13 protein-coding genes and 1 riboswitch are annotated in these 11776 nt (G+C 66.6%); all 13 genes read left to right on the forward strand.

The window, feature by feature from the left end; all coding sequences use genetic code 11:
* Window positions 1-2: 2 nt before the first annotated feature.
* The 13 genes from Q0K15_RS00470 (at window position 3) to hemL (ending at window position 11353) form a co-directional block, all read left to right on the forward strand.
* Window positions 3-647, forward strand: coding sequence for a precorrin-8X methylmutase (locus tag Q0K15_RS00470; RefSeq protein WP_294510397.1), 645 nt, complete (start codon window positions 3-5; stop codon window positions 645-647).
* 19 nt (window positions 648-666) lie between these two features.
* Window positions 667-1455, forward strand: a complete 789-nt coding sequence (locus Q0K15_RS00475; protein WP_294510400.1) for a sirohydrochlorin cobaltochelatase — start codon at window positions 667-669, stop codon at window positions 1453-1455.
* Between the two features lie 18 nt (window positions 1456-1473).
* Window positions 1474-1666: riboswitch (cobalamin riboswitch) on the forward strand.
* Window positions 1667-1693: 27 nt separating this feature from the next.
* Window positions 1694-2410, forward strand: a complete 717-nt coding sequence (locus tag Q0K15_RS00480; protein ID WP_294510404.1) for an energy-coupling factor ABC transporter permease — start codon at window positions 1694-1696, stop codon at window positions 2408-2410.
* 13 nt (window positions 2411-2423) lie between these two features.
* A complete protein-coding gene (locus Q0K15_RS00485; protein ID WP_294510407.1) occupies window positions 2424-2717 on the forward strand; it encodes an energy-coupling factor ABC transporter substrate-binding protein in 294 nt (97 codons plus the stop codon).
* 2 nt (window positions 2718-2719) lie between these two features.
* Window positions 2720-3502: a cobalt ECF transporter T component CbiQ gene (cbiQ, locus tag Q0K15_RS00490; protein ID WP_294510411.1), complete on the forward strand. Its 783-nt coding sequence runs from the start codon at window positions 2720-2722 to the stop codon at window positions 3500-3502.
* On the forward strand, window positions 3499-4344 hold the full coding sequence (locus Q0K15_RS00495; RefSeq protein WP_294510414.1) for an ATP-binding cassette domain-containing protein: 846 nt from the start codon (window positions 3499-3501) through the stop codon (window positions 4342-4344). The genes cbiQ and Q0K15_RS00495 overlap by 4 nt, the downstream gene beginning before the upstream one ends.
* A 4-nt stretch (window positions 4345-4348) precedes the next feature.
* The gene (cobI, locus tag Q0K15_RS00500; RefSeq protein ID WP_294510418.1) at window positions 4349-5029 is read left to right on the forward strand and encodes a precorrin-2 C(20)-methyltransferase; all 681 of its coding nucleotides are present in this window, start codon (window positions 4349-4351) and stop codon (window positions 5027-5029) included.
* A gap of 28 nt (window positions 5030-5057) precedes the next feature.
* Window positions 5058-6311: a glutamyl-tRNA reductase gene (gene hemA / locus Q0K15_RS00505; protein WP_294510422.1), complete on the forward strand. Its 1254-nt coding sequence runs from the start codon at window positions 5058-5060 to the stop codon at window positions 6309-6311.
* Window positions 6274-6726, forward strand: coding sequence for an NAD(P)-dependent oxidoreductase (locus Q0K15_RS00510; RefSeq protein WP_294510425.1), 453 nt, complete (start codon window positions 6274-6276; stop codon window positions 6724-6726). Before hemA ends, Q0K15_RS00510 begins: the two co-directional genes overlap by 38 nt.
* Window positions 6723-7613 carry a hydroxymethylbilane synthase gene (gene hemC / locus Q0K15_RS00515; RefSeq protein ID WP_294510429.1) on the forward strand — a complete coding sequence of 297 codons (891 nt, stop codon included), beginning with the start codon at window positions 6723-6725 and terminating at the stop codon, window positions 7611-7613. The genes Q0K15_RS00510 and hemC overlap by 4 nt, the downstream gene beginning before the upstream one ends.
* Window positions 7598-9103 carry a uroporphyrinogen-III C-methyltransferase gene (gene cobA / locus Q0K15_RS00520; protein ID WP_294510432.1) on the forward strand — a complete coding sequence of 502 codons (1506 nt, stop codon included), beginning with the start codon at window positions 7598-7600 and terminating at the stop codon, window positions 9101-9103. The genes hemC and cobA overlap by 16 nt, the downstream gene beginning before the upstream one ends.
* Window positions 9090-10073 (forward strand): porphobilinogen synthase, encoded by a 984-nt coding sequence (hemB, locus tag Q0K15_RS00525; protein WP_294510434.1) that lies wholly within the window; start codon window positions 9090-9092, stop codon window positions 10071-10073. The genes cobA and hemB overlap by 14 nt, the downstream gene beginning before the upstream one ends.
* On the forward strand, window positions 10073-11353 hold the full coding sequence (hemL, locus tag Q0K15_RS00530; RefSeq protein WP_294510437.1) for a glutamate-1-semialdehyde 2,1-aminomutase: 1281 nt from the start codon (window positions 10073-10075) through the stop codon (window positions 11351-11353). The genes hemB and hemL overlap by 1 nt, the downstream gene beginning before the upstream one ends.
* The last annotated feature ends 423 nt before the right edge of the window (window positions 11354-11776 follow it).

Below are 11776 nucleotides of genomic sequence, written 5' to 3' on the forward strand. Positions count from 1 at the left end.
ATATGAAAGTAGAATTGCAGCGGGTGGCCCCGGCGGAGATCGAGGCCCGGAGCATGGAGATCATCCAGTCGGAGCTGGGAGACCGGACCTTCCCGGCGGAGGTGCTGCCGGTGGTGAAGAGGGTCATCCACACCACGGCGGACTTCGACTACGCCGACAACCTGATCTTTTCCCCCGGCGCGGTGGAGCAGGGCATCGCCGCCATCAAGGGCGGCTGCACCATCGTCACCGACACCCAGATGGCCAGGTCGGGCATCAATAAGCGGGTGCTGGAGAAGTTCGGCGGGGAGGCGGTTTGCTTTATGTCCGACCCCGACGTGGCTGCTGAGGCCAAGGAGCGGGGCGTCACCCGTGCGGCGGTTTCCATGGAGCGGGCAGCCAAGCTGGACCGTACCCTGATCCTGGCCCTGGGCAACGCCCCCACCGCCCTGGTCCGGGCCTGTGAGCTGCTGGAGGAGGGGGCCATGAAGCCCGCCCTCATCATCGGAGCCCCGGTGGGCTTTGTGAACGTGGTGGAGAGCAAGGAGCTCCTCCTCACCGAGGATGTGCCCTATATCGTGGCCCGTGGCCGGAAGGGCGGCAGTAACGTGGCCGCCGCCATCTGCAACGCCATGCTGTACCTGGCCTCCGGCAACGCCCGGGAGTGACCGGGAGAGGGGAGACCAAATGAACGAGAAAGCGGTTTTGGTGGTGTCCTTCGGCACCACCCACCTGGATACCCTGGAAAAGACCATCCAGGCCATTGAGTGGGACATCGCCGGGCGGATGCCCGGCCGGGTCCAGCGCCGGGCCTTCACCAGCGGCATGATTCTGCGCCGCCTGGCCGACCGGGAGGGGTTGCACATCGACGACGTGCCCCACGCCCTGGAGCGGCTGGCGGAGGAGGGCTTTGCCGACGTGGTGCTCCAGCCCACCCACATCATGAACGGGGACGAGTTCGACAAGCTGTGCGCCCAGGCCGAGCCCTTCCGGGCCAGGTTTGCCCGCATGGCCTTCGGCCGGCCCCTCCTCACCACGCTGGAGGACTACCGGGACCTGGCCGCCGCCCTCACGGAGATCCTGCCGGAGGCGGAGGCGGACACCGCCCACGTCTTCATGGGCCATGGCACCGAGCACTATGCCAACGCCGCCTACTGCCAGCTGGAGTACATGCTCCACGACGGCGGGCGAACCGACGCGGTGTTGGGCACCGTGGAGGGCTATCCCGGCCTGGAGGAGGTCTTCCGGCGGCTAGGCGAGCGGAAAACCGTGAAGAAGGTAGTCCTCCACCCCTTGATGGTGGTGGCGGGAGACCACGCCAAGAACGATCTGGCCGGCGATGAGCCGGAGAGCTGGAAGAGCCGGCTGACGGAGCGGGGCTACCAGGTGTCCTGTAAGCTGAAGGGCCTGGGGGAATATCCCCAGATCCGTGCCCTCTTTGTCCGCCACGCCCTGGAGGCGGCGGAAGACCGTTGAGTCCGGGCGTCTGCCCGTTCTCATAGTTTCGTACAGGGTGTCCCACGGGACCTAACAGGGAAGCTGGGTGAAAATCCCGCGCAGTCCCGCTGCCGTGAGAGGGGAGCCGCCCCGCAGATTTGCCACTGGGCCGGAGAAAGGGGGCCCGGGAAGGCGCGGGGACGGCGGTGAGCCTTGAGCCGGAAGACCTGCCCTGACGTATCCACCCTGCGAGAGACAGGGAAAAGGAGAGATCTCGATGAAGCGACCCAACTACACCAACGTGAGGCTTCTGGCGGCCATGGTAGCCGTGCTGGGCCTCAGTACCGTCAGCGCCTCGGCCATGCACATCGCCGAGGGCTACCTGCCCAAGACCTGGGCCTTTGGCTGGATGGCCGTCTGTATCCCCTTCGTGGTGGTCGGTTTTCTGTCCATCCGGAAAAAGGTGGAGCGCAGCCCCAAGGCCAAGGTCCTGCTGGCCATGTGCGGCGCCTTCGCCTTCGTCCTCTCGGCCCTGAAGATCCCCTCGGTTACCGGTTCCTGCTCCCACCCCACCGGCGTGGGCCTGGGTGCCATCCTCTTCGGGCCCACCGCCACCACCATCCTGGGCCTCATCGTACTGCTGTTCCAGGCCCTGCTGCTGGCCCACGGCGGCCTCACCACCCTGGGTGCCAACCTCTTTTCCATGGCCATCGTGGGGCCCATCGTGTCCTGGGCGGTCTATCGGGCCCTGAAAAAGGTGGGAGCCAAGCCGGCGGTGGCCGTGTTCTGCGCCGCCGCCCTGGGTGACCTGCTGACCTACGTGACCGCCTCCTTCCAGCTGGGCGTGGTCTACGGGAACATTGTGGAGTATCTCACCATCTTCGCCGTGACCCAGATCCCCCTGGCCATCGCCGAGGGACTCCTCACCGTGGTGGTCTTCAACGTGCTGGAGAAGTATTCCGCCGCCGAGCTCCATGAGCTCGCCGTGCTGTAAGGAGGGGAATCACATGAAGGTATGGCAGAAAAACCTGATTCTCATCGGACTTGTGATCGTGCTGGCGGCCTTCCCGCTGTGGTACTGCCGGGACGCCGAGTTCGGCGGCGCCGACGGCATGGCGGGGGAGCTCATCGAAGAGACAAACCCCGACTATGAACCCTGGTTCCAGCCCATCTTTGAGCCGGCCAGCGGCGAGGTGGAGTCCCTCCTCTTTGCCCTCCAGGCCGCCATCGGCTCCGGTATCGTCTGCTTCGTGCTGGGCCGGGTGACCGCCAAAAAACCGGAGGACAAGAAGAAGGTGTGACCATGGGGACGGACCGATATGCCTATCTCTCCCGCCTGCGGCGGGTGGACCCGGTGGCCAAGGTGTGGGTCTCCCTGGCGGTGCTGCTCCTCTGCCTCTTCAGTGAGAGCATCGCCGTGGGCCTTGTGACTCTGGCCGCCATGAGCATCCTCAGCGTAGCCCTGGGGGGGCAGCGGCCCGGGACCGTCCTCCACTTCATGAAGGTGCCCCTGGCCTTCCTGGTCATCGGCTGCCTCACCATCGTCATCCGGCCCATCCCGGCGGAGGAGCCGGCCCTGTGGGCGGTATGGCTCTTCGGCCGGTTCCGCTGGGGGATCACCCAGACCTACCTCAACATGGGGCTCATGGTCTTCTGCAAGGCCATGGGCGCCATCTCGGCCATGTATTTTCTGGCCCTCAACACCCCCATGACCGACCTTATCCTGGCCCTGGAGCGGCTCCACGTCCCCAAGCTGCTGGTGGAGCTCATGGAGCTCATCTACCGCTTCATCTTCGTCCTTATGGACACCGCCGGGCGCATCCGGGTGGCCCAGGAATCCCGGCTGGGGTACGGCAGTTTCCGCAAGAGTCTGGACCACATGGGGGACCTGGTGTCCCTGGTCTTTCTCCGGGCCTGGCGGAAGGGGGACAAGGTCTATACCGCCCTGGAATCCCGGGGCTATGACGGCAGTCTCTCCACCCTGTCCGCCGCCTATACCGGCGGCGGGCGGGTGTATGCCTGGGGGGCGGCGGCAGCCGCACTCCAGGTGGTAACGCTGCTGCTGGAAAGGAGGCTCCTCCTGTGAGCTATGCCATCGAGGCCCAGGACCTCTACTATACCTACGAGGACGGGACGGTGGCCCTGAACCACATATCCCTCCGGGCGGAGCAGGGAAAGATCACCGGCATCCTGGGGGCCAACGGGGCGGGGAAGTCCACCCTCTTTCTCAACCTCAACGGCGTTCTCACCCCCAAGGAGGGGACGGTGACGGTGAACGGAAAGCGGGCGATCTACGACCGCAAGGGCATCCGTGAGATCCGCCGCCAGGTGGGTATCGTCTTCCAGGACCCGGACGACCAGCTCTTCTCCGCCGATGTCTACCGGGACATCTCCTTCGGGGGTGTGAACCTGGGACTGCCCGAGGAGGAGGTCCGCCGCCGGGTGGAGGCGGCCATGGAGCGCACCGGTGTGGTGGCCCTCCGTGACAAGCCCACCCACGCCCTGTCCTTCGGACAGAAGAAACGTGTGGCCATCGCCGGTGTGCTGGTGATGGAACCCAGCGTCATGATTCTGGATGAGCCTACCGCCGGCCTGGACCCACAGGGGGTCAGCGACATTATGCACCTTTTGACCGAGCTGCGGGACGGCCTGGGCATGACCATCCTCATCGCCACCCACGACATGGACATCGTCCCCCTCTACTGTGATTACACCTACCTCCTGGGCGGAGGCAGGGTAATCCTGGAGGGGACGCCAGAGGCGCTCTTTGCCCAGCCCGAGGAGCTGAGAAAAAACAACCTGCGCCTGCCCCGGATCGCCCACCTCATGGAGATCCTGCGGGAGCGGGACGGGCTGGACACCACCCCCACCGCCGCCACCATCAGCGCGGCCCGGCGGGAGATCAATCGACTGTTACAGGAGAAGTGAAAGCATGGAGAGAGGAAAGCTGTACGGCGTAGGCGTAGGCCCCGGAGATCCGGAGCTGGTGACCAAAAAGGCGGAGCGGGTCCTGCGGGAGGCCGACATCGTGGCCGTCCCCGACAAGGGCGCGGGGGAGAAGACCGCCCTCAACATCGTCCGTGACATCGTGGCGGGGAAGGAGCTCCTCTACTGCCCCACCCCCATGGTGCGGGACCGGGCGGTGCTGGACGGCTGCTATGAGCAGATCGCCAATGACATCTGCGCCCTGCTGGACGAGGGCAAGAACGTGGCCTTCATCACACTGGGGGACCCCACCGTGTACTCCACCTATATCTACGTCCACAAGAAGGTCCTCGCCCGGGGCTATGCCGCCGAGCTCATCCCCGGGGTGCCCTCCTTCTGCGCCGTGGCCGCGCGGCTCAACACCTCTCTCTGCGAGGGGGCGGAGCGGCTCCTCATCGTCCCCGCCTCCCACGACGCCGCCGACTGTCTGGACATCCGGGCCAACAAGGTATTCATGAAGGCGGGCAAGGCCATCGGGGAGCTCCAGGCACAGCTGGCGGAGCGGGGCATGCTGGAGCATGCCTCCCTGGTGGCCAACTGCGGCATGGAGGGGGAGCTGGTCTGCCCCCACTTTGCCGACATGACCGACGGCACCGGCTATTTTTCCATTGTTCTGGTCAAGGAATGAGACCCATCAAAAAGGAAGTGAGACCCCAATGGTCATCATGATGTCAGGTCTGGATTACAGTCTGGCCCCCATTGAGCTCCGGGAGCAGCTCTCCTTCACCAAGGCCCAGGTGGGGGCGTTGGTGGAGCGCATCCGGGCGGAGGTGGAGGGGGTGCTGGGCTGCGTCCTCCTGTCCACCTGCAACCGCACCGAGCTCTACCTCTCCTGTGAGAAGGGGGTGGAGCTCCAGCCCGGGGAGGTGCTCTGCGCCGCCGTGGGCCTGAGCTATGCCCCATTCGCCCGGGCCTTTGTCACCCGCCGGGGCAGCGACGCCGCCCGTCACCTGATGGAGGTCTCCGGCGGGCTCCAGTCCCAGATCTGGGGGGAGGACCAGATCCTCTCCCAGGTCAAGGGGGCCATCGCCATCGCCCGGGAGGAGGGCGCCGCCGACCCGGTGTTGGAGACCCTATTCCGCAACGCCGTGGCCGCCGGCAAGGAGATCAAGACCAAGGTCCGCCTCACCGGCGTGGCCACCTCCGCCGCCGCCCGGGCCGTGGAGGTCCTCACCAGCCAGATGGGCTCCCTGAGGGGAAAGCGGGCCCTGGTCATCGGCAACGGAGAGATGGGCCGGCTGTCGGCCACCCTCCTGCGGGAGGCCGGCTGTACCGTCACCGTCACCCTGCGGACCTACCGCCACGGGGAGACCGTGGTCCCTGCCGGCTGCGGCGTGGTGTCCTATGACGACCGCACCGCCGCCATGGAGGGGATGGACATCGTCCTCTCGGCCACCACCAGCCCTCACTATACCATCACGGCGGAGCAGGTGAGCCGGCTGGGCCGCCGTCCGTCCTATGTGGTGGACCTGGCCATGCCCCGAGATGTGGACGCGGCGGTGGGAGACCTGCCGGAGGTCCGGCTCTACAACGTGGACACCCTGGGGGCCGAGCGGCACCAGGGGGAGATCCCAGCCGAGGCCCTGGACATTCTGGACGACTATATGGGCCGGTTCTACGAGTGGAACAACTACCGCAAATGCCTGCCCGCCATCGAGGATCTGAAGACAGCCATCACCGAGCGGGTCCTCACCTACCCGGAGGTGGAGGAGGACCTGGACGCCGAAGAGCTCATCGAGCTGGCGGTGGGCCGGGCGGTGGACCTGCTCACCGGCGGGCTCAAGGAACACATCAGCCCGGAGGATCTGGAGCGGTGCGTGGGCAAGATCAAGGTCCACACCGCCGTCAAAAGCCGGGAGAGGGAGGGCGGACATGACCGAAAACGCATCCCGTTTCCCGCTATTTGTTGACCTCACCGGCAGGCGCTGCGTTATCGTGGGGGGAGGGGCCATTGCCGCCCGCCGGGCGGCGGTGCTGGCCCGCTTCGGGGCGGCGGTCACCGTCATCGCCCCCGCCTGGACCGGGGCCGTCCCCGGCGTGGACTGGCAGGCGCGGCCCTATGCCCCCGGCGATCTGAAGGGGGTCTTTCTGGCGGTGGCCGCCACCGACGACCGGTCGGTGAACCGGCAGGTGGGGGAGGAGGCCCGGGCCCTGGGCATCCCCGTCACCGTGGCCGACTGCCGGGAGGAGTGCACCTTCTTTTTTCCCGCCGTCTGTGAAGGCGGCGGCGTGACCGCGGGGCTCATCTCCCGGCACGGCACCGACCACCACCGGGCGGCCAGAGCCGCCAAGGCAGTGCGTCAGGCATTGGAGGGATTGGATTGAAGAAGCTGAGAGCGGGGAGCCGGGAAAGCCGGCTGGCCGTCATCCAGACCGAGCTGGTCATGGAGGCCATCCGGACCCAGGACCCCGCCTGTGAAATAGAACTGGTCACCATGAAGACAACCGGAGACAAGATCCTGGACCGCACCCTGGACAAGGTGGGGGGCAAGGGCCTTTTCGTCAAGGAGCTGGACGCCGCCCTGCTGGATGGACGGGTGGACTTCACCGTCCACAGCTGCAAGGACCTGCCCATGGACCTGGATCCCCGGCTCCCCCTGGCGGGCTTCTCCCGTCGGGCCGACCCCCGGGACGTGCTGGTGCTGCCCGAGGGGGTGGCCGAGCTGGACCCCCAAAAGCCCATCGGCTGCGCCAGCGCCCGCCGGGCCCTCCAGCTGAAAAAACTCTTCCCGGGCCAGCCCATCGCCCCCGTCCGGGGCAACGTCCTCACCCGGCTGGCCAAGTTGGACAGCGGGCAGTACGCCGCCCTGGTCCTGGCCGCCGCCGGGCTCAAGCGGCTGGACCTGGAAGAGCGGATCACTCGCTACTTCTCCACCGATGAGATGATCCCCGCCGCCGGCCAGGGCATTCTGGCTGTCCAGGTGCGGGCAGGGGAGGACACCGATTATCTCGCCGCCTTCCTGGACCGGGACGGCACCGACTGTGCCACGGCGGAGCGGGCCTTCGTCCGGTGGCTGGACGGCGGCTGCTCCTCCCCAGTGGCGGCCTTCGCCACGGTGGAGGGGGAGACCCTCACCCTCCGGGGCATGGACGTTACATCATCGGGGGAGCCCATTTTTGACACCATCACCGGTCCGCGCAGCCAGGGGGAGGCCCTGGGCATCGCGCTGGCCGACCGGATCAGGGAGGGAACAGCATGTACGGCAAGGTGACACTGGTGGGGGCGGGTCCCGGAGACCCGGGCCTCCTCACCGTCAAGGGCCGGGAGGCCCTGCTGGCGGCCCAGGTGGTGGTCTATGACCGCCTGGTGAGCCCCGCCATCCTGGCGCTGATGCCGGAGGAAGCGGAGCAGATCAACGTGGGCAAGGAGGCCAGCCGCCACCCCGTCCCCCAGGATCAGATCAACCACATCCTGCTGGAAAAGGCTCTGGAGGGCAAGAACGTGGTGCGGCTCAAGGGGGGCGACCCCTTCCTTTTCGGCCGGGGTGGCGAGGAGCTGGAGCTCCTGCGGGAGCACGGCGTCCCCTTTGAGGAGGTGCCCGGCATCACCTCGGCCATCGCCGTGCCCGCCTACGGGGGCATCCCGGTGACCCACCGGGACTTTACCTCATCCCTCCACATCGTCACCGGCCACGCCCGGGCGGGCAAGGCCCTGGACATCGACTTCGAGGCCCTGGTCCGCACCAAGGGGACCCTGGTCTTCCTCATGGGGGTGAGCAGCCTCCCCGACATCTGTGAGGGGCTCTTGAAGGCGGGTATGGACCCCGACACCCCCGCCGCCATCGTGGAGCGAGGCACCACCCCCGCCCAGCGTCGGCTGGACGCCACCGTGGCCACCCTGGCCCGGACGGCGGCGGAGGGGAAGGTGGAGAGCCCGGCCATCAGCATCGTGGGCCAGGTTTGCTCTCTGGCCAAGGACTTTGACTGGTTCGACGCCCTCCCCCTGAAGGGGAAGCGCATCGTGGTCACACGGCCCAAAGAGCGGGTGGGCACCCTGGCCAATCGCCTGCGGAAGCTGGGGGCCGACGTCTTTGAGTACCCCTGCATCCGGACGGAGCCCATCACCCCCTGTCCTGCCATGGAGCAGGCGGTGGAACACCTGGCCGACTACGAGTGGCTGGCCTTTACCAGCCCCGCCGGTGTGGAGGCCTTCTGGGCCATGGCCCAGGCCAAGGGCTGGGACGCCCGCGTCCTGGCCGGGGTCAAGCTGGCCGCTATTGGTGCCGGCACCGACAAGGCCCTTCAGGTCCATGGCCTCCGGGCCGACTACATCCCCGAGGTCTACGACGCCGCCCACCTGGGGGCGGGCCTGGCTCAGCGTGCCAAGGGGAAGGTACTCCTCCTCCGGGCGGAGTGGGGCTCTCCCGCCTTGACGGAGGCCCTGGAAGGGAGTAACATTCCCTATGACGACATCCCCTGCTACACCACCTCCTATGAGAGTGAGCACGCCGCCGCCCTCCGGGATCTGGTGACGGCGGGCCGGGTGGACCTGGTCACCTTCACCAGCGCCTCCACGGTGAAGGGCTTCGTCTCCTCGGTGGGCGAGCTGGACTTCTCCGGCCTCACCGGGGTGTGCATCGGGGCGCAGACCGCCGCCGAGGCGGCCAAGCACGGTATTCCCACCGTTGTGGCGGAGCGGGCCACCTTGGACGCTCTGGTCAATATCATCATCAAAGAAGGTCAGACAAATGGAACTCATTAACCGGCCCCGCAGACTGCGGCAGAACGACTCCATCCGGCGGCTATGCCGGGAGACCCGCCTCTCCCCGGACAGCCTCATTTATCCCATCTTTGTAGACGAGACCCTGAAGGGCAAGCGGGCCATCCCCGCCCTGGACGGGCAGTTCCACTACGGCCTGGACGCCGTGTGCGAGGCGGTGGAGGAGTGCATCCAGGCGGGTGTGGGCCGGTGCATCCTCTTCGGCCTGCCCGCCCACAAGGACGCCGTGGGCTCCTCCGCCTGGGACGAGCACGGCGTGGTCCAGGAGGCCATCCGGGTCATCAAGGCCAAGTACCCCGACTTCTATGTCATCACCGACGTGTGCATGTGCGAGTACACCGACCACGGCCACTGCGGTATTCTCTGCGGCCACGAGGTGGACAACGACAAGACCCTGGAGGTTCTGGCCAAGACCGCCCTCTCCCACGCCCAGGCCGGCGCCGACATGGTGGCGCCCTCCGACATGATGGACGGCCGCATCGCCGCCATCCGGGCGGCTCTGGACGAGCACGGCCTCCAGAACGTGCCCATCATGTCCTACTCCGCCAAATACGCCTCCGACTTCTACGGCCCCTTCCGGGAGGCCGCCGGCTCCGCTCCCTCCTTCGGGGACCGGAAGGGCTACCAGATGGACCCCCACAACCGCCGGGAGGCCCTGAAGGAGTGCGCCCTGGATGTGGAGGAGGGCGCTGATATCCTGATGGTGAAGCCCGCCCTCAGCTACCTGGACGTGATCCGGGAGTGCTCCGACGCCTTTGACCTGCCTATGTGCGCCTACTCCGTCTCCGGCGAGTACGCCATGATCAAGGCGGCCAGCGCGGCGGGGCTCATCGACGAGTACCGGGTCATGTGTGAGAGCGCCCTCTCCGTCTATCGGGCGGGCGCCGACATGCTCATCACCTACTACGCCAAGGAGCTGGCCCAGGCCATGAAGAAGGGGGATATCGGCTGATGGAGCGCTCTCAGGAACTCTTTGACCGGGCCCAAAAGGTCCTCCCGGGCGGCGTCAACTCCCCGGTCCGGGCCTTCCGGGCGGTGGACCTGTGCCCCCGGTTCATCACCAAGGCCCAGGGCGCCTATATCTATGACGCCGACGGCAAGTCCTACATTGACTATGTCTGCTCCTGGGGGCCCATGATCCTGGGCCACGACCACCCGGTGGTGCGGGAGGCGGTGGAGAAGGCCGTAAAGGACGGCCTCTCCTTCGGCGCTCCCACCGAGCGGGAGGTGGAGATGGCCGAGCTCATGGTGGAGCTGGTCCCCAACATCGAGATGGTCCGCATGGTGAACTCGGGCACCGAGGCTGTCATGTCGGCCATCCGCCTGGCCCGCGGCGCCACCGGCCGGGACAAGATCATCAAGTTTGAGGGCTGCTACCACGGCCACTCCGACTGCCTGCTGGTAAACGCCGGCTCCTCCGCCCTGGCGGGAGGGCATCCCTCCTCTGCCGGTGTCCCGGAGGACATCGTCAAGCACACCCTCACCGCCCAGTTCAACCGCCTGGAGACCGTGGAGGCCCTGCTGAACGAGTACCCGGGTCAGGTGGCCTGCGTCATCGTGGAGCCGGTGGCCGCCAACATGGGTGTGGTGGCCCCCGCCCCCGGCTTCCTGGAGGGGCTCCGGGCCCTGTGTGACAAGTCGGGCGCCCTCCTCATCTTCGACGAGGTCATCACCGGCTTCCGCCTGGCCCTGGGCGGCGCCCAGGAATACTTTGGCGTGAAGGCCGATCTGGTCACCTTCGGCAAGATCATCGGTGGCGGCATGCCGGTGGGCGCCTATTGCGGCAGCCGCGCTCTTATGGAGCAGGTGGCCCCCTGTGGCCCGGTGTACCAGGCGGGCACCCTCTCGGGCAACCCCGTGGCCATGGCCGCCGGCCTTGCCCAGCTCCGGTACTTGAAGGCTCACCCCGAGGTCTACGACTACATCGGCACCCTGGCCAAGGAGCTGGCCGACGGCATGCGGGAGGCAGCGGAGCGGCATCACGCCGGCGTGGCCGTCAACCAGATTGGCTCCCTGGCGGCTCCCTTTTTCACCCCCAACGCCGTCACCACCTTCGTGGACGCCAAGGGCAGCGATGTGGGCCGATACGCCCGCTACTTCAAGGGCATGCTGGAGCGAGGCGTCTACCTGGCTCCCGCCCAGTTCGAGGCCATGTTCGTCTCCGCCGCTCACACCCGGCAGGACCTGGCCCAGACCCTGGAGGCCGTGGACGAGGCTCTGGCCGAGCTGTAAGCTTCCATATGTTTCTCTCCAGAGACTGTATATTGCTGAGGCGGTGGATAGACCACCAGCTTTATCGAGATGAAATAGACAGAGCGGGCCTGTGTGAACAGGCCCGCTCTGAGCCTGTCGACTTTGTCGACAGGCTCTCTCGCACGTGCAAGCACGTGCTCGAAGAGTTGCAGCCCACTGCGTCGCACGCGCAAAGCGCGCACGCTTGTGGGCTGAGAAGTGTTTTTTCCGAGGCACATGTCCCCGGAAAAAACAGATTGGCACTTGATTCCGTCGTCTGCGGACGACGGAACTCTGCGAGGCTCTTGCAGAAAATCAAGCGCATATGTGCTTTTTCGACAGCCTGAGAGCGGGCCTGTGTGAACAGGCCCGCTCTATTTCATTTTCGGAAATATCCGCTCTTCCGTCTGTCACTGCGATCCG

This window comes from uncultured Intestinimonas sp., from assembly GCF_944387245.1.
Lineage (GTDB): Bacteria > Bacillota > Clostridia > Oscillospirales > Oscillospiraceae > Intestinimonas.